This is a genomic window from Ruegeria sp. CH8 (genome assembly GCF_056536985.1).
On the sequence record NZ_JBQFQR010000004.1, the window covers coordinates 103,290 to 129,710 of the forward strand.

General features: G+C 59.2%; 29 protein-coding genes. 11 read left to right on the forward strand and 18 right to left on the reverse strand.

Features of this window, described 5'->3' with window-relative positions; all coding sequences use genetic code 11:
* Window positions 1–2: 2 nt before the first annotated feature.
* From ACR0ER_RS05840 to ACR0ER_RS05855, 4 genes are all read right to left on the reverse strand, one after another.
* Complete coding sequence (locus tag ACR0ER_RS05840; protein WP_170332693.1) at window positions 3–458, reverse strand: DUF1178 family protein; 456 nt, start codon at window positions 456–458, stop codon at window positions 3–5.
* Between the two features lie 72 nt (window positions 459–530).
* Window positions 531–995: an NUDIX hydrolase gene (locus ACR0ER_RS05845; RefSeq protein WP_480768107.1), complete on the reverse strand. Its 465-nt coding sequence runs from the start codon at window positions 993–995 to the stop codon at window positions 531–533.
* Between the two features lie 119 nt (window positions 996–1,114).
* A complete protein-coding gene (locus tag ACR0ER_RS05850; RefSeq protein WP_170332696.1) occupies window positions 1,115–1,858 on the reverse strand; it encodes an EcsC family protein in 744 nt (247 codons plus the stop codon).
* Window positions 1,859–1,911: 53 nt separating this feature from the next.
* Window positions 1,912–2,406 carry a GNAT family N-acetyltransferase gene (locus ACR0ER_RS05855; RefSeq protein ID WP_367646848.1) on the reverse strand — a complete coding sequence of 165 codons (495 nt, stop codon included), beginning with the start codon at window positions 2,404–2,406 and terminating at the stop codon, window positions 1,912–1,914.
* 72 nt (window positions 2,407–2,478) lie between these two features.
* Between ACR0ER_RS05855 and ACR0ER_RS05860 the strand changes: the two genes are divergently transcribed.
* Window positions 2,479–3,084: a flavin reductase family protein gene (locus ACR0ER_RS05860; protein ID WP_480768108.1), complete on the forward strand. Its 606-nt coding sequence runs from the start codon at window positions 2,479–2,481 to the stop codon at window positions 3,082–3,084.
* 64 nt (window positions 3,085–3,148) lie between these two features.
* On the opposite strand, the gene ACR0ER_RS05865 is transcribed toward ACR0ER_RS05860, so the two are convergent.
* Window positions 3,149–4,783 carry a SulP family inorganic anion transporter gene (locus ACR0ER_RS05865; RefSeq protein WP_480768109.1) on the reverse strand — a complete coding sequence of 545 codons (1,635 nt, stop codon included), beginning with the start codon at window positions 4,781–4,783 and terminating at the stop codon, window positions 3,149–3,151.
* 206 nt (window positions 4,784–4,989) lie between these two features.
* Between ACR0ER_RS05865 and ACR0ER_RS05870 the strand changes: the two genes are divergently transcribed.
* Complete coding sequence (locus ACR0ER_RS05870) at window positions 4,990–5,862, forward strand: S-methyl-5'-thioadenosine phosphorylase (protein ID WP_480768110.1); 873 nt, start codon at window positions 4,990–4,992, stop codon at window positions 5,860–5,862.
* Window positions 5,863–5,867: 5 nt separating this feature from the next.
* On the opposite strand, the gene ACR0ER_RS05875 is transcribed toward ACR0ER_RS05870, so the two are convergent.
* Window positions 5,868–6,731: an alpha/beta hydrolase gene (locus ACR0ER_RS05875; protein WP_480768111.1), complete on the reverse strand. Its 864-nt coding sequence runs from the start codon at window positions 6,729–6,731 to the stop codon at window positions 5,868–5,870.
* A 204-nt stretch (window positions 6,732–6,935) separates the two neighbouring features.
* Between ACR0ER_RS05875 and ACR0ER_RS05880 the strand changes: the two genes are divergently transcribed.
* A complete protein-coding gene (locus tag ACR0ER_RS05880) occupies window positions 6,936–7,565 on the forward strand; it encodes a LysE family translocator (protein WP_480768112.1) in 630 nt (209 codons plus the stop codon).
* Between the two features lie 3 nt (window positions 7,566–7,568).
* On the opposite strand, the gene ACR0ER_RS05885 is transcribed toward ACR0ER_RS05880, so the two are convergent.
* Complete coding sequence (locus ACR0ER_RS05885) at window positions 7,569–7,742, reverse strand: hypothetical protein (protein ID WP_170332706.1); 174 nt, start codon at window positions 7,740–7,742, stop codon at window positions 7,569–7,571.
* 107 nt (window positions 7,743–7,849) lie between these two features.
* Here ACR0ER_RS05885 and ACR0ER_RS05890 point away from each other — a divergent pair, with 107 nt between their 5' ends.
* The 3 genes from ACR0ER_RS05890 (at window position 7,850) to ACR0ER_RS05900 (ending at window position 9,252) form a co-directional block, all read left to right on the forward strand.
* Window positions 7,850–7,984 carry a hypothetical protein gene (locus tag ACR0ER_RS05890; RefSeq protein WP_302477135.1) on the forward strand — a complete coding sequence of 45 codons (135 nt, stop codon included), beginning with the start codon at window positions 7,850–7,852 and terminating at the stop codon, window positions 7,982–7,984.
* 80 nt (window positions 7,985–8,064) lie between these two features.
* Window positions 8,065–8,604 (forward strand): adenine phosphoribosyltransferase, encoded by a 540-nt coding sequence (locus ACR0ER_RS05895; RefSeq protein ID WP_170332709.1) that lies wholly within the window; start codon window positions 8,065–8,067, stop codon window positions 8,602–8,604.
* A gap of 168 nt (window positions 8,605–8,772) precedes the next feature.
* Window positions 8,773–9,252 carry a fasciclin domain-containing protein gene (locus ACR0ER_RS05900; protein WP_480768113.1) on the forward strand — a complete coding sequence of 160 codons (480 nt, stop codon included), beginning with the start codon at window positions 8,773–8,775 and terminating at the stop codon, window positions 9,250–9,252.
* 31 nt (window positions 9,253–9,283) lie between these two features.
* Here ACR0ER_RS05900 and ACR0ER_RS05905 read toward each other — a convergent pair whose 3' ends face one another.
* The 11 genes from ACR0ER_RS05905 to coxB all read right to left on the reverse strand — a co-directional run bounded on the left by ACR0ER_RS05905 (window position 9,284) and on the right by coxB (window position 19,222).
* The gene (locus ACR0ER_RS05905; RefSeq protein ID WP_480768114.1) at window positions 9,284–10,699 is read right to left on the reverse strand and encodes an FAD-binding oxidoreductase; all 1,416 of its coding nucleotides are present in this window, start codon (window positions 10,697–10,699) and stop codon (window positions 9,284–9,286) included.
* Between the two features lie 38 nt (window positions 10,700–10,737).
* Window positions 10,738–11,556 carry an MBL fold metallo-hydrolase gene (locus ACR0ER_RS05910; RefSeq protein ID WP_480768262.1) on the reverse strand — a complete coding sequence of 273 codons (819 nt, stop codon included), beginning with the start codon at window positions 11,554–11,556 and terminating at the stop codon, window positions 10,738–10,740.
* 92 nt (window positions 11,557–11,648) lie between these two features.
* Entirely contained in the window at window positions 11,649–12,233 is a 585-nt protein-coding gene (locus ACR0ER_RS05915) for a GNAT family N-acetyltransferase (RefSeq protein ID WP_170332716.1), read from the reverse strand.
* Window positions 12,233–13,495: a M16 family metallopeptidase gene (locus tag ACR0ER_RS05920; protein ID WP_480768115.1), complete on the reverse strand. Its 1,263-nt coding sequence runs from the start codon at window positions 13,493–13,495 to the stop codon at window positions 12,233–12,235. The genes ACR0ER_RS05915 and ACR0ER_RS05920 overlap by 1 nt, the downstream gene beginning before the upstream one ends.
* Entirely contained in the window at window positions 13,492–14,880 is a 1,389-nt protein-coding gene (thrC, locus tag ACR0ER_RS05925) for a threonine synthase (RefSeq protein ID WP_480768116.1), read from the reverse strand. Before thrC ends, ACR0ER_RS05920 begins: the two co-directional genes overlap by 4 nt.
* Window positions 14,877–15,554 (reverse strand): SURF1 family protein, encoded by a 678-nt coding sequence (locus ACR0ER_RS05930; protein ID WP_480768117.1) that lies wholly within the window; start codon window positions 15,552–15,554, stop codon window positions 14,877–14,879. The genes thrC and ACR0ER_RS05930 overlap by 4 nt, the downstream gene beginning before the upstream one ends.
* Before the next feature lie 155 nt (window positions 15,555–15,709).
* Window positions 15,710–16,525, reverse strand: coding sequence for a cytochrome c oxidase subunit 3 (locus tag ACR0ER_RS05935; RefSeq protein ID WP_480768118.1), 816 nt, complete (start codon window positions 16,523–16,525; stop codon window positions 15,710–15,712).
* Between the two features lie 22 nt (window positions 16,526–16,547).
* Window positions 16,548–17,123 carry a cytochrome c oxidase assembly protein gene (locus ACR0ER_RS05940; RefSeq protein WP_480768119.1) on the reverse strand — a complete coding sequence of 192 codons (576 nt, stop codon included), beginning with the start codon at window positions 17,121–17,123 and terminating at the stop codon, window positions 16,548–16,550.
* Window positions 17,123–17,284: a hypothetical protein gene (locus ACR0ER_RS05945; RefSeq protein ID WP_480768120.1), complete on the reverse strand. Its 162-nt coding sequence runs from the start codon at window positions 17,282–17,284 to the stop codon at window positions 17,123–17,125. The genes ACR0ER_RS05940 and ACR0ER_RS05945 overlap by 1 nt, the downstream gene beginning before the upstream one ends.
* Entirely contained in the window at window positions 17,281–18,237 is a 957-nt protein-coding gene (cyoE, locus tag ACR0ER_RS05950; protein ID WP_480768121.1) for a heme o synthase, read from the reverse strand. The genes ACR0ER_RS05945 and cyoE overlap by 4 nt, the downstream gene beginning before the upstream one ends.
* A gap of 73 nt (window positions 18,238–18,310) precedes the next feature.
* Window positions 18,311–19,222, reverse strand: a complete 912-nt coding sequence (gene coxB / locus ACR0ER_RS05955) for a cytochrome c oxidase subunit II (RefSeq protein WP_480768122.1) — start codon at window positions 19,220–19,222, stop codon at window positions 18,311–18,313.
* Between the two features lie 176 nt (window positions 19,223–19,398).
* On the opposite strand from coxB, the gene tldD reads away from it, so the two are divergent.
* The 5 genes from tldD to ACR0ER_RS05980 all read left to right on the forward strand — a co-directional run bounded on the left by tldD (window position 19,399) and on the right by ACR0ER_RS05980 (window position 26,380).
* Window positions 19,399–20,820 (forward strand): metalloprotease TldD, encoded by a 1,422-nt coding sequence (gene tldD, locus ACR0ER_RS05960; protein ID WP_480768123.1) that lies wholly within the window; start codon window positions 19,399–19,401, stop codon window positions 20,818–20,820.
* Between the two features lie 228 nt (window positions 20,821–21,048).
* A complete protein-coding gene (gene dprA / locus ACR0ER_RS05965; protein ID WP_480768124.1) occupies window positions 21,049–22,176 on the forward strand; it encodes a DNA-processing protein DprA in 1,128 nt (375 codons plus the stop codon).
* A 155-nt stretch (window positions 22,177–22,331) separates the two neighbouring features.
* Window positions 22,332–24,950: a type I DNA topoisomerase gene (gene topA, locus ACR0ER_RS05970; protein WP_480768125.1), complete on the forward strand. Its 2,619-nt coding sequence runs from the start codon at window positions 22,332–22,334 to the stop codon at window positions 24,948–24,950.
* Window positions 24,951–25,049: 99 nt separating this feature from the next.
* Window positions 25,050–25,754 (forward strand): CoA transferase subunit A, encoded by a 705-nt coding sequence (locus ACR0ER_RS05975; RefSeq protein ID WP_480768126.1) that lies wholly within the window; start codon window positions 25,050–25,052, stop codon window positions 25,752–25,754.
* A complete protein-coding gene (locus ACR0ER_RS05980) occupies window positions 25,754–26,380 on the forward strand; it encodes a CoA transferase subunit B (protein WP_170332740.1) in 627 nt (208 codons plus the stop codon). Before ACR0ER_RS05975 ends, ACR0ER_RS05980 begins: the two co-directional genes overlap by 1 nt.
* The last annotated feature ends 41 nt before the right edge of the window (window positions 26,381–26,421 follow it).

Genomic DNA, 26,421 nt, shown 5'->3' on the forward strand with positions numbered 1-26,421 from the left:
AATCAGTTGGTCTTTCTGCTGGGAACAAATGGCAGCGGAGCCACCGGTACCCCGTCATCAATCAGGGCCTGCGCGTCTTCCGGCCTTGCTTCGCCATAAATTGCCCTTTCGGGCGCGTCGCCCAAATGAATCTTGCGCGCTTCGCTGGCAAAATCCTTGCCGACATAATCGGAATTCTCTTCAACCTTGCGACGCAGTTCTGCCAACACCTTTTCGACGTCGGGTGCTGGCGCCGCCACCTCTATAGTGTCGGCCTCAGGCGTCGGAACCAAGGTCCGCGCTTCGGCATTGCGAGCAGGGCGCACACGCGGCGTCATTATGGCCTTTTCGACATGCGCGCACCCGCACACCGCGCATGTCACCATGCCTGCGGATGCCAATTTGTCGTAAGCGGCGGCCGATTTAAACCAACTGTCAAATGTATGGCCGTTGCTGCATTTCAAGGCGTATTGAATCATGTTCCGTCCAAAATGTCGGTTGCCAAATAGATACCGGGGCACAAGACAATATCAAGCCCCTCCAGGGGCAACTCAGTGCCTAACAGGCTCAAGCTTTCGTAACAATAGTGCCAGTTCGTGTGAATTGACCTTTGAGGCGGCTTTTTTAGGCGAAAACCACTTTCGATCCCGTTGCCTGCACTCAGGAAAACGAGATGCGACCGATTGCACCAGCAAGGGGAATACATCAACCGCGCACAATACCGGCCCCTTTTTGTTGCGATTCTTCTGGTAATAGAACCGCCCCACCGCCTGGGCTTCGCACAGTCCGCGAATACCAGCCTCTTCCCAAGCTTCCTGGCAGGCTGTTTCGGACGGGCTCAACCCGTTGATCAGCCATCCTTTGGGAATGATCCAACGACGGGATTTACGTGTCGTTATCAGCAACACCTCAGGGCGCCCCAGCTCGATGCGATAGCACAGTGCAGCCGATTGCTGCAGCACCGGGAGGTGCCGGGTTTTTCGCGAAACATAGGGCGCAAATTTGGCGTCAATCACGCTAGCCGCCTTTCAAAAGTAATCCTTGCCTGTTTTCCCGCGGTTTTTTTGCCTATTTAGCGGGACCTCAGACCACTGATACCATATGAAGCGTTTTCCTCCAAGCCCTTGGCTTTGGATCACATGCGCGTCGCCAGTTTTCGCACCAAATCATCATGCGGAATATCGGCATCAATCGCCAATCGCCGCAGGCCAAAATGCACGCGGGCGATCTGCTGGTAATAGCGTGTATAGACATAGTTGGTGCCGCCCCCGGCAATCGCCCCCAGTACCGGCACGGACTGCGCAGCCAGTTTCTGCCCCAGCACGACGGACAGGCGCGGAGCAACCGTCGCGATCAGCTTTTGCATGGCCGGACCGGTCAGCGTCAGCCTGACGGAAAAGAACCCAAGATCGGCACCATCGTCGCTGGACAAGGGCCCTGCAGCCGACAGTACACGGACGCAGTCGAACTTCACCCCCTCTTCCGATGGGTCGAAACCCTCGCGGGCTGCGGCCCCTTGTATGGCACGCAACAGCATCGCGGTGGTCGCAGGTAGTTCCATCAAGGCGGTAGATATCCCACCCATTCCTCCGGCTGCGCCCATGGCGGTGGTCACTGCGGTGTTAACCCAAGGATGTTGATCGGGAACCGCGCGACGCGAGCCTTCTGCTGCGTGCATTGCCAACCACAGGGCCTGTTCCGTGGCTCCTGTCAAACCCTGCCTGATCGGTTCAGGCAATTGCTCGAGCAAGGATTCTGCCGACCCGCCCAGACTGTTCAGCAGCTTGACGCCCGGACCGCCCGCAGATCTGTAATACCCGGCCAAACGGTCCAATTCGGCCTCGGCGTCCAGTTTTTCGACAAGAACCACGTCCTGCATAAGTACCCTCCTGTCCTTTAGACATCGGGGCTTACGGCAAGCGTTTCAATAGCTCAGAGCCTCCAGCGGGTCACGGGACCACGAATGCCCTCCCAAACGCCGGGCGACAACTCCACTCCCAGAACACGGTCCGGGTTGGTGGGGGGCGGCATCTCGACCCCGCTGAGACGCGTAAATCCGAACCGGGCATAATACGGCGCATCACCAACCAACATGACACGATCCCAGCCCAATGAGCGACCGGCCTCAAGGCCTTCGTGGATCAGAAAACCGCCCAGCCCTTCGCCTTGGTGGGTGGGGTGCACAGCCACCGGCCCCAGTAGCAGCGCATCGTGGTCACCCACATGCACCGGCCAGAACCGGATGGCCCCGGCCAGAATACCCTGCCCGTCCCGCGCCACCAGAGACATCCCGGCTACAGGCGGCACATCATCGCGCAGACGATATGAGGACAGCGCCTCGCGCCCAGGCGCAAAGCACAGGTCATAGAGGGCCTCGACCTCCCACCAATCATCCGGCTCTTCCGGCCTGATCCCGAACTGCTGCACCCCGGCCCTCTTTTCCTTGCTGGCATTCGCCCTAGCACTTCGGTACGCCTTGGGCAAACGCTTGGAGTTCATATGTTCTACCGCCCCGAAGACGGCCACGGCCTGCCGCACAACCCGTTCAACGCCGTCATCACGCCCCGCCCGATCGGCTGGATTTCCACCCGCAGCCCGGAGGGGATCAACAATCTGGCGCCCTATTCGTTCTTCAACGGCGTCGCCTACACCCCACCACAGGTGATGTTCGCGTCAACCGGCACCAAGCACGATCAGGAAAACGGTAAGGACAGTGTCGCCAATATCGAGGCAACTGGTGTGTTCTGCGTCAACGTCGTCGCCCATGCGCACCGGGACGCGATGAATGCCAGTTCCGCAGGATTGCCCAAACACCACGACGAATTCGATCACGCCGGTCTGACACCCGTTGAATGCGAGACCATCCCCTGTGCCCGGGTCGAGGGTGCTCCGGCCGCGCTGGAATGCAAATTGACGAAAATCGTTACCCTGCCGGGAGAGTCAAACCGGGTCGTGTTTGGCGAAGTCTCCGGTGTTCACCTGCGCGACGACTGCCTGAAGGACGGCATTTTTGATGTCACGGCTTTCCAGCCGTTGGCCCGATTGGGATACCGGGATTATTCGGTTGTCACCGAACTGTTTTCCCTTAGCCGCCCGGACGACTAAAAAAAGCGGGGATGTTATCCCCGCTATTCTTTGATCAACGTCCCTAAGGCAGAGCCGTTCGGTATCAGTGGCCGCCCAGGATACCGGTGCGGACTGAGTAATCCACCGCCAGTTCGTAATCCGGGTCGTCATCACTATCGACCATCAGGTGACCTGCTTTGGTAAGAAGTTTGTGACAGTCACGGCTGAGATGGCGCAGCATCACGCGCTTGCCTGCGGCCTCGTATTTGGCGGCGATGTTCTCGATCGCCTGTAGCGCGGATTGGTCCACAACACGACTTTCGGCAAAATCCACGATCACCGTTTCCGGGTCATTCGGCACGTCGAACAGTTCGACAAATCCTTCGGATGAACCAAAGAACAGCGGGCCTTGGATTTCATAAACCTTGGCACCCTTTTCGGTCGAAGACTCGCGGGTAACGGCGTGAATTCGTTTAGCATTGTTCCAAGCATAGGCCAGTGCCGAGACGATAACACCGACGACAACGGCAACTGCCAAGTCTTCCATCACGGTCACAACGGTCACCAGAACGATCACGAACGCATCGGTCAGCGGCACTTTGCGCAGGATCTTGAACGAGTTCCAGGCAAAAGTTCCAATCACCACCATGAACATCACCCCGACCAGCGCGGCCAGCGGGATCTGCTCGATCAGAGGCGAGGCGAAGAGGATGAACACCAGCAGGAACACCGCCGCCGCAATACCAGCTATACGGGTACGACCGCCGGATTTCACGTTGATCATCGATTGCCCGATCATCGCACAACCGCCCATGCCACCAAAGAAACCTGTGGCCACGTTTGCGACGCCCTGCGCGATACACTCTTGCGAGGCTCCGCCACGTTTACCGGTGATTTCACCAACAAGGTTCAGGGTCAGCAGCGATTCAATCAGGCCGATGGCTGCCAGAATAACGGCGTAGGGCAGAATGATTTCAAAGGTTTCCCAATTCAGCGGCACCATCGGGATGTGGAACGCGGGCAGTCCGCCCTCGATCGAGGCCAGATCGCCAACGCGCGGCACATCCAGCCCAAAGCCGATCACCAGCGCAGCCACAACCAGAATACCCGCCAGAGGCGCAGGAACGATGCGCGTAATACGCGGCATGACCCAGATCACCGCCATGGTCAGCGCCACAAGACCCAGCATCGTATATAGCTGCAGACCTGAGAGCCACTCACCCCCACCAACGCCGTGGCCAGTGTTTTCCATGGTGCCTGGCACCTTGAACTGGCCCAATTGCGCCAGGAAGATCACAATCGCCAGACCGTTCACAAAGCCCAGCATCACCGGATGCGGGACCAGACGGATGAACCGCCCCCAGTGCATGGCCCCGGCAATCACCTGCAGGATGCCCATCAGCACAACGGTCGCGAACAGGTATTCGACGCCGTGTTCGGCCACTAACGCGACCATCACTACGGCCAGCGCCCCGGTTGCGCCCGAGATCATGCCCGGACGGCCACCGATCAGCGCTGTGATCAGACCGACCATGAAAGCTGCATAGAGTCCAACCAGAGGATGCACCCCGGCAACAAAGGCAAAAGCCACGGCCTCAGGCACCAGCGCCAGTGCCACCGTCAGACCGGACAGCAGTTCAATCCGCAATCGTGAAGCGGTCAGCCCCTCGTCCGGCACCCAACGCAAATCGGGTTTGGCTATACGATTGGCAAAGCTTGCCAGCATGGCTCGGGGCATAGGACGGTCCTGTCGGTCTGTTTTGTTCGCGCGAAAGGGGCCTTTTAGCGGTCAAACCCCACCTGAGATACCGCGCCAGACGGGACCCTGATATGCGTCAGACGCATACCCGACCAGCATTTAACACAAACCGTTGAAGCCACTTGCCAAATCCTCTGCCGCCCCGCAGAAATTCCCCAACGGATTTTTTTATGCGGAGCACGGCCATGACCCAGACCAAAATCGCCATCATCGGTGGATCAGGTATTTATGAGATCGACGGGCTGGAGAATGCGGAATGGGTGACTGTCGAAACCCCATGGGGCGATCCTTCGGATCAGATCCTGACTGGGTCGTTGAACGGTGTCGAAATGGCGTTTCTGCCGCGCCACGGGCGCGGCCATGTGCACTCGCCGACCGAAGTGCCCTATCGCGCCAATATCGACGCGTTGAAACGGCTGGGGGTGACGGATGTAATCTCGGTGTCGGCCTGCGGGTCGTTTCGCGAACACATGGCGCCAGGCGATTTTGTGATCGTCGATCAGTTCATCGACCGGACTTTTGCGCGCGAGAAAAGCTTTTTCGGCACCGGATGCGTTGCCCATGTCAGCGTCGCCCACCCCACTTGCCCGCGCCTGTCCGATGCCTGCGAAACCGCGGGCAAGGCAGCGGGTATCACCATTCACCGTGGCGGCACCTATCTGGCAATGGAAGGGCCGCAGTTCTCGTCCCTGGCGGAATCCAAGATGTATCGCGAACAATGGGGATGCGACGTGATCGGCATGACCAATATGCCCGAAGCGAAACTCGCCCGCGAGGCCGAGCTTTGTTATGCCTCGATCGCCATGGTCACCGATTATGACAGCTGGCACCCGGACCACGGTGAGGTCGACGTGTCAGCCATCATCGCGACCCTGACAGGCAATGCCGAGAAGGGCCGGGCGCTGATCAAAGGCCTGCCCGATCTGCTGGGGGCCGAACGTGCGCCTTGCCCGCATGGCTGCGACCGGGCGCTGGAATACGCCATTCTTACTGCACCCGAAAAACGTGATCCGGCGCTGTTGGCCAAGCTGGATGCGGTTGCCGGTCGGATTCTATGATCTGGCTATTGCCCCAGCACGCTTTGTACTTCGGCCCACAGCCCATACGACCAGAGGTCGTTATGGGTACCGCCGGGGATGACGTGCAATTGCGCGGTGTCCCCTGACATCGCCGCCAGCGCCTCGCTATGATGCAGCGGGATGGTTTCGTCCTCGGTGCCGTGGAAGATCAGGGTTGGCACGGTGATGCTGTCGGTCGAGTCCCGGGTGGCGAATTGATCCTTCATCAGGACCGAGACCGGCAGAAACGGATAGCGCTCGGCCGCCACATCCACGGTGGCGGTAAACGGCGCCTCAAGCACCAACAGTTGCGCATTCGGGCGTTCTTCGGCCACCGCAGCCGCCACGCCGGTTCCAAGGCTCTGGCCGTGCAGAACAATTTCCGCACCCTCAGCATCCAGCCGGTCAAACAACTGAATCCCGTCCGAGATCAGCGCCAGTTCCGAGGGCTCACCCTCGCTGCCCGGGAAACCGCGATAGCTGGGGGCAAGAAGGCCATAACCGCTGTTGAGGATTTCGCGCATACGGTCCGCCCGGTCGCCCAGATTGCCGCTTTGACCATGAAAAAACAGAACAGTCGGTGCGCCTTCGATTGCCGGAGGCGCGGTCCATGCGGTCAGTACCACGCCGTCGGGCATGGGGAGCTTAATCACATCCACGTCGGCTAGCCCGACTGTTCTGGGGTCGGGCAGTTCCCCAGAAGGCTTGTACAGCAGCGCGTTCTGATTTGCGTACATGTACCCCACGATTCCGGCGTAAAATACGCCACCGATCAGAAGCAAAAGGACCAGCACACGCCTCAACCGTCCGGTTTTCGACCGAGACATATCTTCGAACACTTTCGAATAGTCGGGATGCGTCTGCGACACGATAGCCTCCAATCCTCACTTAATCCAAGTTTGGAAGGTCAGACATTTGTTTCAAGGAAGATGTAGAAGCCTTAACAATATCTTTATCTGTCACGCGCCCCTTCGATTGGCCCCTGGAAACAGACTCGCTGCGCAATTCACGAATGACTTGACCTTGCCGCCGCGTCGGGGCTTGGTGAGGGCAACATCAAAACAGGAACCCCCATGTCCCTCGACCTCTGGCTGGCCTTTGTGGCCGCATCGACCGCCTTGCTTCTGATCCCCGGGCCGACCGTTCTGCTCGTGCTCAGCTATGCCCTGTCGAAAGGACGCAGCGTCGCCGTGGCCTCGGCCACCGGGGTCGCAGTGGGGGATCTGGTGGCCATGACCGCCTCGTTGCTGGGCTTGGGGGCGCTGGTTCTAGCTTCGGCCACGCTGTTTTCCGTGCTGAAATGGGTAGGCGCTGCTTATCTGGTATGGCTGGGCATCAAATTGCTGCGCAGCGCGCCTGCGGGCGGGTTGCAGACAGTGGAGACCGGGCGCGATGTCAACGCCCGCAGCGTCTTTGGCCACGCGGCCGCCGTCACTGCGCTGAATCCGAAATCCATTGCGTTCTTCATTGCGTTCGTGCCGCAATTCCTGCGCCCGGCAGACCCCTTGGGCCCGCAATTCGCCATCCTGATCGCAACTTTCGTCGGCCTCGCCTGGCTGAACGCGCTGGCCTATGCACTGCTGGCCGACAGGCTGCGCCGGATGATCGGGAGGGCCGGCGTCATTACCGCGATGACCCGGTTCGGAGGGCTGACTCTGATCGGTATGGGGGTTGCGACCGCCGTCCTGCGCCGCCCGGCCTGAGGATCACTCCTCGGCGTGTTCCTTCATGAACCCGCGGATAAACCGCCGGATTTCCCGCGCGGCTGAGGTATCCAGTTCCTTGCACAGTTCAACAAAAGCGTCGCGCTCATCCTTGTCCAGACGCAAGACCAACTGACTGTTTTTCTTGGTAGAACTTTTACCGTCTTTCTTAGCCACGCGCCTTTACCCCGTTCAGCTCTTGATTCCAACCGAGATGCAATGTATATACATAGCATAGAAGTTGTAGTTATCGAGCACCTAACAATAAAAATGGGATTATGGCAATGAACCTTCATGCTGCTCAGGCATTTCTTTTACGAGACCAGCGCAACTGGCGCAAACCGCATCTGTCGTGGCTGCCTGCCGCGCTCTATCGGTACAAAAGCCTGCCGAACTCTGTTTCGCAGCGTCGCAAGTAAGGCGACGGTAATCTTTCCTTGCAAGGCTGACCCCAATGGGCCAAACACGCCCGCGTGTTTTGACGCCAGAGGGGTTGGCCATGTCCAGAAACAAGTCGGTCAAGGATTACATCCGAACCATCGTCGATTTCCCGCACGAAGGAATCATGTTCCGGGATGTCACCACCCTGTTTGCCGACCCACGCGGGTTTCGGATGGCAATCGACCAGATGCTGCACCCCTATGCCGGTGAGCGGATCGACAAGGTTGTGGGCCTTGAGGCGCGCGGCTTTATCCTCGGCGGCGCAATCGCGCACCAACTGAGCGTCGGCTTTGTCCCTATCCGCAAAAAGGGCAAGCTGCCCGGCACTACCATCAGCCAAGATTACAAGCTGGAATATGGCGAGGCCATCGTCGAGATTCACGATGACGCCATCCAGCCGGGCGAGAAAATCCTTGTGGTCGATGACCTGCTGGCCACCGGAGGCACCGCCGCCGCCGGGATCAAGCTGATCGAACGGCTGGGGGGTGAGATCGTCTCGTGTTCCTTCATCATCGACCTGCCGGAACTGGGTGGCCGCAAGGTGCTGGAAGAGATGGGTATGGACGTGCATATTCTGTGCGAATTCGAGGGGCTGTAGGCACCCTGCGTTCACAAGACTGTGAGTGGAAATCAGGCCTCGCGCAGGCTTAGCGCGGCGCGTCGCGATTTCAACCCGGTCCCACAGACACATCCGGTGATCTTGTTGCGAGGATCACCCGTACCCCTGTTGATGCCACCTGAGGCATTTCAACAAGGGATTTGTATCATGTTCCGCAACCTCGCTATTGCTGGCGTGACCAGCCTGTTCGTCGGCACATCCGCTTTCGCAGATGGCCACTCGAAAGATATCGTCGACACGGCCGTCGGCGCTGGCAGTTTTGAAACCCTCGTCGCTGCCGTGCAGGCCGCTGATCTGGTGGACACGCTGAAAGGCGAAGGCCCGTTTACCGTATTCGCCCCAACAGATGAGGCTTTTGCCGCTCTGCCCGAAGGCACGGTAGAGACACTGTTGATGCCCGAGAACAAGGATCAATTGGTCGCGGTGCTAACCTATCACGTGGTGCCCGGCAAAGTGATGTCGGGCGATCTGTCCGACGACATGACTGCAGCCACGGTTCAGGGCGGTGACATCACTATCGATCTGGACAATGGCGTGATGGTGAATGACGCCAATGTGGTTCAGGCTGATATCGAGACCTCGAACGGCGTCATCCACGTCATCGATAAAGTCATCCTGCCTCAATAAAACGAACCGGCCCGGTTATCCCGGGCCGTTTCTACGACCGCAAAACCGCGCCCGGATTCATGATCCCCAGAGGGTCCAGCGCGATTTTGATAGCGCGCATGGCAGCCAGCTTTGTCGCATCCCCATATTTCTCAAGATCGTCAGTTTTGAGCCGCCCGACACCGTGCTCGGCGCTGACGGACCCGTGGAATTCGTTCACAAGGTCATGCACGGCGGTTTTTACAGCCTGCCTTTTCCCATCGAACTCCGACCGTTCATGTCCCAGCGGCGGGAACACGTTGTAGTGTAGATTGCCGTCCCCCAGATGCCCAAAGCAGTTAATACGGAACGGACCAAGCGCCGACACCACCTCGGCGCCGCGAACAATAAACTCGGGAATCCGCGAAATCGGGACCGAGATATCAAGGCTCGACACCGACCCAATCAACCGGTTCGCCTCGGGGATACGTTCGCGCACCGCCCATAAGTCCAATCGCTGCGCCTCGCTCTGGGCGATGACCGCATCGCCGACAAGGCCAGCCTTGTCCGCAGCGGCGTAGAGCGTTTCCAATGCTTCAGATGGCGATTGCCCGGCAAACATCCCCAATTCGATCAGCACGCACCATTCGGGCTGGGTGGCAAAAGGCTGCCGCACATCCGGCAGCACCTCGGTCAGGAACTGCAGTCCCTGACGGTGAATCAGTTCAAACGTGCTGACCGCGTCACCCAATTGATCCCGCGCCAGTGCCAGCAACTCAATCGCCGCCTCGGGCGAAGTGACCTGCACCATCGCCGTTCCTACAGCTTCGGGTCGCGGAAACAGATCTAGCGAGGCCGCCGTTATGATCCCCAGGGTGCCCTCAGACCCGATCAGCAGGTTCCGAAGGTCATAGCCGGTGTTGTCCTTGCGCAACCGGCTGAGCCCATGCCAAATCTCACCGCTGGGCAGAACTGCCTCCAACCCCAGACACAGATCACGCGCATTGCCATAGCGCAGAACATTCACCCCGCCCGCGTTGGTGGCAAGGTTGCCGCCAATCCTGCAAGACCCCTGCGCCGCCAACGCGAGGGGGAATAGCCGGTTAGCATCCTCGGCGGCGGTCTGCACATCAGCCAGAATCGCGCCCGCCTCGGCAATCAGGATATTCTCGGTCGGATACACCGCTCGGATCGCCGTCATCCGCTCCAATGAGATCAACAGCGGCTCAGGCCCATCGGGCACAACCTGCCCGCCCACCAGCCCGGTGCCACCGCCATAGGGCACCACCGGCACCCGCGCGTCGGAGGCCAGCCGGACCAGCGCGGACACGTCCTCGACCGTTCGCGGCAGAGCAAGTAGCCCCGCGTGCCCAGCAAACCGGCGGCGCGGTTCCTCCAGGTATCGCTCGGTAACAGAGCGTAGAATATCGTCACCCAGGTTGGCCCGGATCAGCTTGGCAAGGGTCTCATCGGCAGGATTCAGTGTCATACCTATTCCTTGCCCAAGCGGTGCGGTCGCGACAAGCCCTATTCCAATTCAATCAGATAGCGCGGCTCAAGCACCACCACCGTGGGCCGGTCCGGCAGCGTCTTCAAAGAAACAACCAGTTCCGACACCCCGCTTCGCTCAACCGGAAAGTCATTGCGGATATCCACCAGGAACCGGTCCAACGAAAAGCCTGAAAACCAGTGCATCGGGATAATGACTGAGCTTTTCAGCCGCTTCAGAACCGAGATCATGTCAGGCAGCGGCATTGTCGTGCCACCGTCAACCGCAGCCATCACCACATCCAACCGCCCCAATGCCGCGAATTGCTCGTCCGATGGGACGTGGTGCAGGTGGCCGAGATGACCGATGCACAGCCCCTCAATCTCGAACACAAAGATCGAATTGCCGCGCTCTTCCACCCCACCATAGGGGGACCGAATATCGGTCGAGACATTGCGCACCAGCATCTCACCTAGATCAAGGTGATGCTCGATCCCCTGCCCGAACTCTCCCCAGCCAGGCAGCACATGCGGAATGGCTGGATCGGGATGGGCGGTCCAGTGGGTACTGTGGGCGTGGTTCATCGTGACCACATCCGGGATCAAGTCAGCGCTGCCGATGAAGCCAGTGAAATCGGTCACCGCGTTCAACCCGCCCTGCGTCTGGATCAGGAACGAGGCATGGGCGATATAGCTGATCCGAACTGAATACTCCGGGATCGGGTCCGTCCACGCAGCCTTGTGAATGTACTCAATACCCGGCGCGGCATCCGCGATGGCGATACAATGGCTCGGCCGCCGCTCCTGCGCCGCAGCTCCGCTCGAAATCACCATCAATGCCGCAAACACCCAGCGCATGTCCAGATTGTAGCGCAAGCTCCAACCAAGTCATGCCTCTTGTTCATCTGGCTATAAATTTCTTGGGGGAGTCGCGGCGGGGGCAGAGCCCCCTACCCCGCGTCGGTCTTCCCGCGCCGGTCCGACCGCAGGCTGGAATACAGGACATGCGTCCGCCAACGCCCGTTGATCTGCAGATACGATTGCGCCACACCCTCGTATTTGAAGCCCGAGCTTTCCAGCAATCCACGTGAGGGTTTGTTCTCGGGCAGGCATGCGGCCTCGATCCGGCTCAGGTCCAGACGTGTAAAGGCGTGGTGCACCACGGCCCCAATCGCCTCGTGCATATAGCCGTTGCGGGCAAAGGCTTCACCGGTCCAATACCCAAGCGTTCCAGCCTGTGCCGGGCCACGGCGGACGTTGTCCAGCGTGATCGCACCCACCAGCACGTCATCCGAGCGTCGGAACAGGAACAAAGGGATCGCCGTACCGCTGGAAACCGAGCGCTGCGCCCAATAGACCCGATTGGTAAAGGATTTCCGACTCAGATGATCCTTGGCCCAGACCGGCTCCCACGGGGTCAGGAATTCCCTGGACGCGCGCCGCAGCGCCGCCCAGTCGTTGAAGTCGGAATGCACGGGCGGGCGCAAGCTCAGGCGCTCGGTTTCGAGTTTCAGCTTGCGTCTGCCCAGAAGCATCACGCCGCACGCCTCTCCTGCAGTTCCGCCAAGCTGGGCGCGCCTGACACCGGACCATAAAGCGCCAGCGCCGCCGGGGCCTTGACGGCCATGTCTTCGGCAAAGGCACGCACGTCCTCGGTGCTGACCGCATTGATCTTGGCGACCGTATCCTCAAGCGAGGGCACCCGGCCCCAAATCTGCACCAACCGCGCCAGACGTTCGGCGCGGTTCGACGGGCTTTCCAGCCCCATCAGCATCCCGGCCTTCATCTGCGCGCGCGCACGGGCGACCTCTTCGGGGCTCATGTCATCGGCAGCGCGTTTCATTTCGTCAATGGTGATGCATGCCAGTTCCGCGACCTGTTCTGACGACGTTCCGGCATAGATCGTGGTCGTCCCGGTATCGGCGTAGGCACCGGTCTGCGCGAAGATCGTGTAACACAGCCCGCGCGTTTCCCGCACTTCCTGAAACAGGCGCGAGGACATACCGCCGCCCAAAGCAGTCGAATAAATCTGCGCTGTGTAGATCGCATCGTCGCGGTATCCGGGGCTTTCCAGTGCCAGCGCGAAATGCGCCTGTTCCAGCTCTTTCTCCTGCCGCGCTTCACCGCCTGTAAATCGAGCCGTTTCGGGGATCAAGCCCTTGCGCGGTTGCAGGTGGCCAAACATCTCTTCGGCCATTTTCATCAACGCGTCATGATCCACGGCCCCCGCCGCAGACAGGATCATCTGCTCGGGGCCGTAATGCTCGGCCACGAATCCAGAAAGGTCCTCTCGCGAGAAGGAACTCACCCGCTCAGTCGGGCCAAGAATTGTCCGGCCCAGAGGCTGATCGTGATAGCTCTGCTCCTGCAGCCAATCAAAGATCACATCGTCTGGCGTGTCATAGGCCTGACCGATCTCCTGCAGGATCACGCCCCGCTCGACCTCAATCTCTCGAGGATCAAAGATCGGGTTCAGAACGATATCGCCAATCACATCCATCGCCAGCGCCACATCGTCTTTCAGCACGCGCGCGTAGTAGGCCGTCACCTCGCGTGAGGTGTAGGCGTTGATATATCCGCCCACGTCCTCAATCGCCTCGGCGATTTGCAGCGCAGAACGCCGCTCGGTTCCCTTGAAGGCCATATGCTCAAGGAAATGCGCGATACCGTTCTGCTCGATCCGTTCATGCCGCCCGCCGGCGGTCACCCAGATGCCGATGGCCGCAGATTGCAGCCCCGGCATGTGTTCACTGACGATACGAAAGCCGTTCTTCAGTTGGTCTTGTCTGACTGTCACTCAGCAATATGCCTTTTGATATGATCCTCGAGGGTACCCAGATCGTTGGCAATTCGGGTCACCCGTTCCGGACGTTCATACAGATCAGACATGCGGGATGGAAGAGGCGGATGTTCGCCACTGGCCTTCTCGACCGCAGCCGGGAATTTTGCCGGGTGTGCAGTGGCCAGAGTGATCATCGGCACGTCCGCCGCGCGATACTCTTCGGCAACTTTGATGCCAACAGCCGTATGCGGGCAGACCAGTTCGGCGCTGTGGGCCAGAGTGTGCTTGATCGTCGCCAGCGTTTCGTCTTCGGACACGCGGCCCGAGTCAAAACTTTCGCGCAGCGCTTCCATTGCGCCCTGGCTGACGTTGAAGCCACCATTCTTCAGTTCATCCATCAACTGAGCGACGGCGCTACCATCCTCACCATAGGCGTAGTACAGCGCACGTTCAAAATTCGAGCTGACCTGAATATCCATCGACGGGCTGATCGAGGGGATAGTGTCGCCCTTGAAATACCCCTCGCCCGACAGGCAGCGATGCAGGATGTCGTTCTGGTTGGTTGCCACGACCAGACGGTCGATCGGCAGGCCCATACGCTTGGCCAGATAACCCGCGAAGATGTCGCCGAAGTTACCGGTGGGCACAGTGAAGCTGACCTTGCGATGCGGCGCGCCAAGGCTGACCGCCGCCGAGAAGTAGTACACGATCTGCGCCAGAACGCGGGCAAAGTTGATAGAGTTTACGCCAGCCAGTTTGACACCGTCACGGAAATCAAAATCGTTGAACATGTCCTTCAACGCGGCCTGGCAATCGTCGAAATCACCATCCACGGCCAGCGCGTGCACATTACTGTCCGCAGGTGTGGTCATCTGGCGGCGCTGCACCTCAGAGACACGGCCATGTGGGAACAGGATGAACACATCCACTGCATCCAATCCCCGGAACGCCTCGATAGCGGCCGAGCCGGTGTCACCGCTGGTCGCACCGACGATGGTCACCCGATCCCCGCGCCGTTTCAGAGCCACCTGGAACAGTTGACCGATCAGCTGCATGGCAAAGTCTTTGAAGGCCAGCGTCGGGCCGTAGAACAGTTCCAGCAGGAAGTGGTTTTCGTTCAATTGCTTTAACGGCGCACGTGCGTCATGGCCGAACCCTTCATAGGCCCGGTCGATGATCGCCTTAAACTCATCCTCTGCAAACGAGCCGCTGACATAGGGCCACATCACCCGAAACGCGATTTCCTCATAGGGCAGACCGGCAAGCGCTGCGATTTCATCCTGCGACATCACCGGAATCTCTGCAGGCAGGTACAGGCCGCCGTCGCGGGCCAATCCGGTCAGCATCGCCTCTTCAAAGGTCAGTTCGGGCGCTTGGCCACGAGTCGAGATGTATTTCATTGCTCTTCACTTTCAGAAGGGGCGCGGTTGCGCCACAGGAAATAACCGGTCATCGCGGCCCAGACCAGAGCCAGACCAAACCATGTGATTGCATATTGCAGATGATCGTTGGGAATGCCCGCCGTATCCACCGGCAGAGGTGTGATGTTCGGGTCGGTTTCCGAGCGCGCGATCAGAAGCACCGGCTCAGCCCCCAATGCAGCGGCCAAGGCAGGTACGTCCCGGGCAAACCAGATGTTGTCGTCGATATCCGCCTCGGGCGTATAGCTGTCGATCTCATCCGGCCAGTGCAAGTTGCCTGTGACCTCCATCGAGCCGGTCAGGCGATCAACCTGCTTGGCGGTCGTCGGCACAAAACCACGGTCTACAAGAATAGTCCGATCTTCTGTGCTGAAGGACTGAATGATCCGATACCCTGCCCCGACCTGCTTGACCGAAACCAGAACGTGGATTTCCCCCGGCTCCATGTCTCCGACCACCGTAACGGGAAGAAACTTGTCGTCTTCTTGGGAAACAGCCTTGGGCAGACCAATCGGATCAGCCGCAATACGCGCTTCGATTTCGGCCAGAACATCCTGCTTCCACGCCAGCCGCTGCACCTGCCAGACGCCCAGCCAGATCAGCACGCCCAAACCGGCGAGTCCGAAGATCAGCAGGAACAGAATACGGCGCATGTCGGGGCGAGACCTTGTTACAGAAACCGGCGTCTTGTTAAGGGGGGCGCAGGTCGAATTGCAACCACGCAATTGTATCGGGCGCAATCTTGCGCCCTTATCGAGAAAAAGCCGCCCCTAAGGGCGGCTTTTGCAATTGAACGGCCTGATCGGCGTTACATCAACGGTGCCTGACCCCAGATGTAGACGGCGAAGAACAGGAACAGCCAGACAACGTCCACGAAGTGCCAGTACCAGGCCGCTGCTTCAAAGCCGACATGTTTCTCGGGGGTAAAGTCACCGCGCAGCGCACGGATCAGGCACACGGACAGGAAGATCGTCCCGATGATCACGTGGGCACCGTGGAACCCGGTTGCCATAAAGAAGTTCGAATAGAACTGGTCGCCACCGAATTCCCAGCCTTCGTGAGCCAGCAGCTCGTAGTATTCGAATGCCTGCAAGAAGGTAAATGCGATACCCAGAACGATACCAATGGCCAGACCCTGCACCAGCGCCTTGCGGTCATTGTTGTGAACCAGAGCGTGGTGTGCCCAAGTGATCGCACAACCCGACAGCAGCAGAACCAAAGTGTTGATCAGCGGCAGGTGGAACGGATCAACCGCGTGGATATCCGGCTGAATATACTCGGTGCCGGCATAGTCGTACATCGGGTACATGCGATGTTTGAAGAACGACCAGAACCAGGCGAAGAAGAACATCACCTCGGACATCACGAACAGGATAAAGCCATAGCGCAGGCCGATGCGCACAACTGGTGTGTGATCCCCGGCGCGGCTTTCGGCCACCACTTCGGACCACCAGGCAAACATTGTGTACAGAACCGCAACCAGCCCCATCCAGAACATAAACGAGGTGATGCCGTGCATCCACAGGACAGCTCCGAACAGCATCACGAAGCCGCCGAGCGCGCCGATCAGCGGCCAGATCGACGGGGCCAGAATGTGATAATCATGGTTTTTTGCGTGTGCCATCAGCGTCCCTCACCTACAGGCGTTAGTTCGTGTTTGTATCTGCCTGCGCTTCAAGGGCGGCATAGCCCTCTGGCAGGTCAATTTCGTAGAATGTATACGACAGAGTGATCGTATGAACATACTTGGCTTCCAGATCGTCGACCATTTCAGGATCGACAAAGAAACTTACCGGCATCTGAACCCGTTCACCGGGTTGCAGCACCTGCTCTTCAAAGCAGAAACAGGCTATTTTCTGGAAATACCCACCGGCTGAATAGGGCGCGACGTTGTAGGACGCCTGCCCAGCGATCGGGCGGTCAGTCGGGTTATAAGCCTCGTAGAATGCCAGCCCGGTTTCACCGATGCGCACGTCCATTTCGCGCTCGACCGGCTTGAACTCCCAAGCCATGTCCTTGGCTTTCGAGGCATCGAACCGGACGGTCACGATGCGGTCCAGAATTTCCTCGGGCGCGGTCGCAGCCACGCCGGTGGTGCCACCAAAACCGGTGACACGGCAAAACCAGTCGTAGAACGGCACCGCGGCCCAGGCCAGGCTGCCCATCAGGACAACCACACCCACCGTCTGCGCCACCGTTTTCTGCGGACCGGTCAATGCCATCAGTTCTGCGCCTCCTGCGCCGGAACACCCATGCTGGTGCCCGAAACCTTGACGATGGTCAGGCCGAAGATGATCACGATAAAGGCCGCCAATGTCAGGCCAACTCCCAGATTACGGCTAAAGCGGCGTTCGTGCAGCTCGTGGCTTTTGCGCATGCTCATGACCAACCTCCCAAGCCATAGGGTTTCAGCAGCGCTTCGGCCAGAATCGCACCGAAGTGCAGGAAAAGGTAGAGCAGCGACAGCCTGAAGAAAGAGCGCTCGACCTTGAAATTATCCGCCTCTGCATCGTCCTCGGTCCGGCGCGAGATCTGCCACGCGCCGCGCAGGAACAGCGCGTTCATCACCACCGCAACGGTCAGATAAATCGGGCCACCAATGCCCGAGAATGCGGTGCCAACCGCCAGCGTCGCCAGCAGCCCGGTATAGATAAGAATATGCCAGCGGGTTGCGCGACGCCCGTGGGTCACGGTCAGCATCGGCACGCCCGCATCGTCGTAATCCGAGCGCATGAACAGCGCCAGAGCCCAGAAATGCGGCGGGGTCCACATGAAAGTCAGGGCGAACATCAGCCACGGCTCAAGCGTCATTGACCCGGTGGCCGCCACCCAGCCGATCACCGGCGGGAAAGCCCCTGCTGCGCCGCCGATCACGATGTTCTGGGGCGTCGAGCGCTTCAGCCACATCGTGTAGACAACGACGTAAAAGAAAATGGTGAACGCCAGAAACGCACCCGCAAACCAGTTCGTCGCCAGCCCCAGCATGATGACCGACATGCCCGACAAAGCCAGACCAAGCGCCAGCGCCTCGCCCTCCTGCACCTTGCCGGAGGGGATCGGGCGGCCCTTGGTGCGTTTCATCACCTTGTCGATATCCGCGTCCCACCACATGTTCAGCGCGCCGGACGCGCCGCCGCCAATGGCGATGAACAGGATGGCGCAGAATCCTACAAACGGGTGCACCGGAACTGGTGCAGCCAGCAGTCCGACCAGAGCCGTAAACACGACCAGAGACATCACCCGGGGCTTCAGCAAGGCGAAATAATCGCCAAAGCTGGCCTCGTCCGCGTGCGCCGAGGCGGTCACTGTGCTGGCGTTGATGCTTGCGTCGCTCATTTCCGGTCCTTCTGGGGCGAAAGCTGCGCGATCACCGCGCAGCCTGCGTGTGTTTACCTAGGCCTTTACCGGCTTAGTTCGAGGCAACCTTATAGGCAGCAGGCTGGCCCGCATACTCTTCCAGGGCGCCCTGCAGCCATTGTTCATACGCCTCTTCGCTAACCACTTTGACGGTGATCGGCATATAGGCGTGGTCCTTGCCGCACAGCTCCGAACACTGGCCGAAATACACGCCTTCTTTGTCCGCACGGAACCACAGTTCGGCCAGACGTCCCGGCACACCGTCCTGCTTTACGCCGAAAGATGGGATCGTCCACGAGTGGATCACGTCGGACGCTGTTACTTGCATGACGACAATTTTGCCAACCGGAACAACAACAGCAGTGTCGGTGGCCAACAGCCATTCATCGTCGCTGTAACCTGCATCAGCCAGTTTGGCGCGCATCGCGTCATCCAGAACAAACGGCGTTACGTCGGCATCCGCAGGGCGGGCACCTTCGTCCAGTGTCGCCGGGTGGCCCAGCAGATAGCTGTCGAATGCAAAATCGTGATCGACATATTCGTAGGTCCAGTACCACTGGTTGCCTACAACCTTGATCACGACGTCGCCCTCGGGGATCTCCTGCTGCTTGAACAGCACCGGCAGAGAGAAGGCACCGATAAAGACCAGAATCAGGATCGGCCCCAAGGTCCAGGCAATCTCAACCGGGGTATAGTGCGAGAAACGCGCCGGCGTCGGGTTCACACGCTGGTTGTAACGCACGATGCAGTAAACCAGCAGAGCAGCAACGAACACGCAGATCACGGTGATGATCACCAGAATCATGCTGTCCAGCCGTTGAATCCCGTCGGCAAGGCTGGTGGCGGCGGGCTGGAAACCCATGCCGCCGTCAACCGGTTTGCCAATAATCTCAAGCTCCTGAGCCATGGCGGGAAGGCTGGAGAGGGCTGTCATAAGCCCCGAAAGCATCAAAGCATTCTTCATTTTCTGTCCTGATCGTTTGATCTTTGCGTCCCTGGCGAAAAGGTGTGAATCGGTCGCACCTCTCCCGTTGTCTTTGGCAAAGTTAAAAACCATATTCCGGATGTTAGATAAAGCAAAATGCTTGCGTCAAACAGACGCTATTTTTGATCTGGATCAAACCCGAAAGGTTCCAAGTGATGCCCAACGACCCGTTTCGCCCTTTTGAATGCGCTCTTCCACAGGACGAAGCACTTGCGGTTCTACAATCTGCCACTGCCGGGGCCGAGGACGGAGAGCTATTCGTCGAACGTCGTAAATCCGAGTCTCTGGTCTTTGACGACGGGCGTTTGAAGACGGCGTCCTATGATGCGTCCGAGGGGTTCGGCCTGCGTGCGGTGCAGGGAGAGGTGGCAGGTTATGCCCATTCCACCGATGTCTCGATTCCCGCGCTGAAACGGGCGGCGGAAACTGCCCGCCTCGCGGTTGGCGACGGCGGCGGTACGCTAGCCGAGGCACCGCGTGCCACCAATACACGGCTTTATACGGATGAAGACCCGATCGAATCCGCCAGTTTTCCGGTGAAGATCGAAACTCTGCGTGAGATCGACGCCTTTGCCCGCGATTTGGATCCCCGCGTTGTGCAGGTCAGCGCATCGCTCATGGCTTCTGTGCAGGAGGTCGAGATTCTGCGCCCCGATGGCGTTCTGGTCCGCGATGTGCGGCCTATGACCCGCCTGAATGTTTCCGTGATTGTGGAACAGAACGGCCGCCGCGAAAGCGGCTCGGCGGGCGGAGGCGGTCGAGTTGGTTTGGACGGGCTGATTGACCCGTCGGATTGGCAGGACAAAGCCCGCGAGGCACTGCGCATCGCGCTGGTCAATCTAGACGCCGTCCCTGCCCCGGCCGGAGTGATGGAGGTTGCCCTTGGCCCCGGCTGGCCCGGTATCCTGCTGCACGAAGCTATCGGGCACGGGCTTGAAGGCGATTTCAACCGCAAGGGCAGTTCGGCCTTTGCTGGGCTGATGGGTCAGCAGATCGCGTCCAAAGGCGTGACCGTCGTGGATGACGGCACAATCGCGGACCGGCGCGGCTCGATCACGGTGGATGACGAAGGCACGCCCAGTTCGCGGACCGTGCTGATCGAGGATGGTGTCCTGACCGGTTACATGCAGGACCGCCAGAACGCCCGCCTGATGGGGGTTGCACCCACCGGAAACGGGCGGCGGCAGAGCTATGCGCACAAACCCATGCCGCGCATGACAAATACGGTGATGCTGGGCGGGGACGCTGATCCTGCCTCCTTGGTTGCAGACATCAAAGACGGCATCTGGGCTGTGGGTTTTGGCGGCGGTCAGGTGGATATCACCAATGGCAAATTCGTGTTCTCCTGCACCGAGGCTTATCGCGTCGAAAACGGCAAGATCGGCGCTCCGGTTAAAGGCGCGACGCTGATCGGCGATGGGCCGTCCGCGCTGAACCGTATTCGCGGGTTAGGCAACGACATGGCGCTTGATCCGGGCATGGGGACATGCGGCAAGGATGGTCAATGGGTCCCGGTGGGCGTGGGTCAACCCACAGTTCTGATGGATGGGCTGACGGTAGGCGGATCCGCGGCCTGAGAGAGAATCGGTCGTCGTCACGGTTAACGCCGCGCTTTTGGCAATTCCGTTTTCCTGCGTCCGCTTGGCAATCACCCCAAGCGGGCGCATTTATTTTATGATTTGAAATCAAATCCTTGCAAGGTTCCACAATTCAAATCACGAAAATTATCCGAATAATTTGAAAGGATTCACAAGCTGTTAACTCCTGCAGCCGTAAACCAGTTATGCAATCAGGCGGAGCAACGGATGACCGAAGAGCAGCTTTCTTCCTATCACCCCACACTCCCACCCACCACGGAAGAGGATCGGTTTTCCTGGCTTCGTCTGTTGCGCTCGCGCAAGGTCGGCCCGGCGACATTTCGTCGGCTGCTGCGGGAACATGGCTCGGCGCAGAATGCGCTGGCCGCGCTGCCTGAAATGGCACGCGCTGCCGGAATCGAAGGGTATGAAGTTTGCCCGCCCGGCGTGATTGAGGCGGAACTCAAGGCCGCAAAAGCCGCCAACGCGCGGCTTTTGTGCCTTGGGTCCGCTGATTTTCCTGATGCTTTGAATGATCTGTCCGACGCCCCTCCGATGCTGTGGGCAATTGGCGATGTGTCTTTGCTGCACAAACCCTGCATTGCGATGGTCGGCGCACGAAACTGTTCGTCGCTGGGTGCGCGGATGGCCCGTGGACTAGCTACCGATCTGGGAAAACAAGGATATGTCGTTGTGTCCGGGTTGGCGCGTGGCATCGACACTTCGGCACATATGGCGGCACTGGATACGGGCACCGTGGCGGTCATGGCTGGTGGCGTAGACGTGATCTATCCGGCTGAGAATACCGATCTGGCCAAAGACATCGCCCAATCAGGGTTGCGCGTGTCCGAGCAACCGATGGGCGTGACCCCGCAGGCCCGGCACTTTCCGCGCCGCAACCGGATCATTTCGGGTCTGGCGCGGGCCGTTGTGGTTGTCGAGGCGGCTGCTAAATCCGGCAGTCTGATCACCGCACGCGACGCCTTGGATCAAGGGCGCGAGGTTCTGGCCGTGCCCGGCCATCCCTTTGATGCCCGCGCCGCCGGGTGCAACCTGCTGATCCGTGACGGGGCCACCCTGGTGCGGTCTGCAGAAGACGTGGTCGAAGCACTGCCGCAGCAGCAGGCAGACTTGTTCGAAGCTCCAACGCCCGTAGCGCAAGCAGAACCAGCCCCAACGGGTGCAGCGCTTCACAGTGAGATACTGGCTCGGCTAGGACCGTCGCCAATTGCCGAAGACCAGTTGATCCGCGACATCGCTGCTACTGCGGGCGAGATCGGCCCGGCTCTGGTCGATCTGGAGTTAGACGGTCGCATTCAGCGCCAACCCGGCGGGTTGTTGTCCCTGACCGCCTGATACGGCGGGGGCACGCTGAGATTTCCACGTCTACAACGCTGAAATCACCGTTAAATTCCGGTTTTTCAAGGAACGCATTGACAATTCGCTCTTGCCCTACACATTTTGCACGATCATAGAAGGCGCCCAATTCGTCGAGCGAGGTTTTCCCTTAAATGCCTGTAGTTGTTGTAGAATCCCCGGCAAAAGCCAAGACAATCAATAAGTACCTTGGCCCCGACTACACGGTTTTGGCGTCTTATGGCCATGTAAGAGACCTGCCTCCCAAGGACGGATCCGTCGACCCCGAGCATGAATTTGCGATGAAATGGGAGGTTGGGAATGACAGCCGCAAACATGTCAAAGCCATCGCCGACGCGCTGAAAGAAGACAACGCCCTGATCCTCGCCACCGACCCCGATCGCGAGGGTGAGGCGATCAGCTGGCACCTGCAGGAAGCGCTGACCAAGCGCCGCTCGATTAAAAAGGACACACCGGTCAGCCGCGTGACCTTCAACGCGATTACCAAGGACGCCGTGACCGAGGCGATGCAGAATCCGCGTGAGGTCGATATGCCTCTGGTCGAGGCCTATCTGGCCCGTCGCGCGCTGGACTATCTGGTGGGGTTCAACCTGTCTCCGGTTCTGTGGCGCAAACTGCCCGGCGCGAAATCGGCAGGCCGGGTGCAGTCTGTTTGCCTGCGCCTGATCGTCGAACGTGAGATGGAGATCGAAGCGTTCAAGCCAGTCGAATACTGGTCGGTGCGCGCCCTGTTCGAAACACCGCGCGGTCAGACTTACGAGGCCCGGCTGGTCACATTGGCCGGTAAGAAACTGGACAAACACGATCTGGCCAACGCCACTCAGGCCGAGCTGGCCGTGCAGGCCATCACCAGCCGCGCGCTCAGCGTCACCTCGGTCGAGGCCAAACCCGCCTCCCGCAACCCCAGCGCGCCGTTCATGACCTCAACCCTGCAGCAAGAGGCCAGCCGCAAATTCGGTATGGGCGCACGTCACGCGATGCAGGTAGCGCAGCGGCTGTATGAGGCGGGTTACATTACCTATATGAGGACCGACGGTATCGACATGGCGCCCGAGGCCGTGGCCGCCACTCGCGATGCGATCGCGGATCGTTATGGCGACGAATACGTGCCGGACAGCCCCCGGATGTACAAAAACAAGGCCAAGAACGCGCAAGAAGCGCACGAATGTATTCGCCCCACGGATATGGCGCGCGACGCCAAGGCGCTGAAGGTCACGGATGAGGATCAGCGCAAGCTGTATGACCTGATCTGGAAACGCACCATCGCCTGCCAGATGGCCGCCGCGCGGTTGGAACGGACGACAGTTGAGATCGGCAGCGCAGATGGTCAGGTTGGCCTGCGGGCCACCGGTCAGGTGGTTCTGTTCGACGGGTTCATGCGCGTCTATGAAGAAGGCCGTGATGATGTGGCCGATGATGATGAAAAGCGCCTGCCGCAGATCATGCAGGGCGACCCGGCTCCGTTTGCGAAAACCTCACTGAAGGATCAATTTGCAAAGGCGGAAGACAAAGCCGCCATTCTGTCCGACAACGAAGCCGTGCTGGCGCTGCAGCACCACACCCAACCGCCGCCGCGCTATACCGAGGCAACTCTGGTCAAGCGGATGGAAGAACTGGGGATCGGACGTCCGTCAACCTATGCCTCGGTCGTGACCACGATTCAGGACCGGGAATACGTGCGCAAAGACAAGAACCGGCTGATCCCCGAGGAAAAGGGCCGGATCGTTACCATCTTCTTGCTTAATTTCTTCCGGCAATATGTGGGTTATGAGTTTACCGCAAATCTGGAAGAACAGTTGGACGACGTCAGTGCCGGAGACCGCGACTACAAGGACCTGCTGGGCAAGTTCTGGCGCGATTTCTCAGCGGCCATCGGCGAAACGTCTGAGTTGCGAATTTCCGAGGTGCTGGACAAGCTGGACGAAGTACTGGCGCCGCAGCTCTATCCCCCGCGTGAAGATGGCTCCGACCCGCGTATCTGCCCGAAATGCGGAACGGGCCAGCTGCATCTGAAAACCTCACGTACCGGTGGGTTCGTAGGCTGTGGTAACTATCCTGAATGCACCTATACCCGCCCCATTGCCGGTGAAGGCGCCGCGGGCGACGAACGTTTGCTGGGCGAGGACTCGGGTGATGAGATCTGGCTGAAATCCGGCCGGTTCGGACCTTACGTTCAGCGCGGCGAGCCCACACCGGAAAACAAGAAACCCCCACGTGCCTCCCTGCCCCGCGGGTGGAGCAAGGATGACATGGATCTGGACAAGGCGTTGACCCTGCTGTCCCTGCCCCGTCAGATCGGTGAGCACCCCGAAGGTGGCATGATCAGTTCGAATTTCGGGCGTTTTGGGCCTTACATCATGCATCAGTTGCCGGAAGAGGCCAAACCCGTCTACGTCAATGTCAAAGACCCCAATGACGTGTTTGAGATCGGCATGAACCGCGCGGTTGAGATGCTGGCCGAAAAACGCGCCAATCCGGGGCGCGGGCGGCGGGCAGCCGCGAAGCCGTTGAAAGAACTTGGCGAACATCCCGATGGCGGGGCGATGCAGGTTCTGGACGGACGGTACGGGCCGTATGTGAAATGGGAAAAGATCAACGCGACGATTCCCAAGGACATCAAGCCCGAGGACGTCACGCAGGAAATGGCCATCGAATTGGTCAATGAACGCGCGGCCAAGAAAGGCACCAAGAAAAAGGCCGCGCCGAAGAAAAAAGCGACCGCCAAGAAAACCACCAAAAAGGCGGCCAGCTAGGGGGATAGGTAGAAATACCACCAGCCCCTTGGATTCGTTGACTTCCCCGTGACGTGGCGGCAAAACCTGCCCATCACCATGTCATTGGGGGAGTTTTCCATGAAGAAAATCTATGCCAATGCCACCGAAGCGCTTGATGGAGTGCTGACGGATGGCATGCTGATTGCCGCAGGCGGTTTTGGCCTGTGCGGTATTCCTGAATTGCTACTGGAGGCGATCAAGGACTCGGGCGCGCAGGACCTGACCTTTGCCTCGAACAACGCCGGCGTCGATGATTTCGGCATCGGCATCCTGCTGCAGACCAAGCAGGTCAAGAAAATGATCAGCTCGTATGTCGGCGAAAACGCGGAATTCATGCGTCAGTACCTGGCCGGAGAGCTTGAGCTGGAATTCAATCCGCAAGGTACTCTGGCCGAGCGTATGCGCGCCGGTGGCGCCGGTATCCCCGGTTTCTACACCAAGACCGGTGTGGGCACCGTGATCGCCGAAGGCAAAGAGCACAAGGACTTCAACGGCGAAACCTACATCATGGAAGAAGGTATCTTTGCCGATCTTTCGATTGTCAAAGCCTGGAAAGCCGATGACACCGGCAACCTGATCTTCCGTAAGACAGCGCGGAACTTCAACGTCCCCGCCGCGACCTGCGGCAAGATCTGCATCGCTGAGGTCGAAGAGATCGTCCCGCGCGGCTCGCTGGACCCGGACAGCATCCACCTGCCCGGCATTTATGTGCACCGTCTGATTCAGGGCGATCACGAAAAACGTATCGAACAGCGTACCACCCGTAAGAAGGAGGAAGCATAATGCCCTGGGACCGCAATCAAATGGCCGCTCGCGCAGCTCAAGAGCTGGAAGACGGCATGTATGTGAACCTCGGCATCGGTATCCCGACGCTGGTGGCGAACTATGTTGGTGACAAGGACATCACCCTGCAATCCGAGAACGGCATGCTTGGCATGGGCCCCTTCCCGTTCGAGGGCGAAGAAGACGCCGACCTGATCAACGCTGGCAAGCAGACGATCACCGAACTGTCGCGCACTTCGTATTTCGACAGTGCCACATCCTTTGCCATGATTCGGGGCGGCAAGATTGCTGCGGCGGTTCTGGGTGCGATGGAAGTGGATGAGGAAGGCGACCTGGCCAACTGGATGATTCCCGGCGTGCTGGTCAAAGGCATGGGCGGTGCAATGGACCTTGTGGCCGGTGTTGGCCGTGTGATCGTTGTGATGGATCACACCAACAAACACGGCAAATCCAAACTGCTGAAGAAATGCACCCTGCCGCTGACCGGTAAAAAGGTGGTGGACCGGATCATCACCAATCTGGGTGTTCTAGACGTAGTCGAAGGCGGATTGAAGATCGTCGAAATCGCTGAAGGCGTGACCGAGGACGAAATCCGCGCTGCGACCGAAGCCAAGATCGTCAACTGATCTTCGTAAACCAACGCAATGGCCCGCCGGAACTGGCGGGC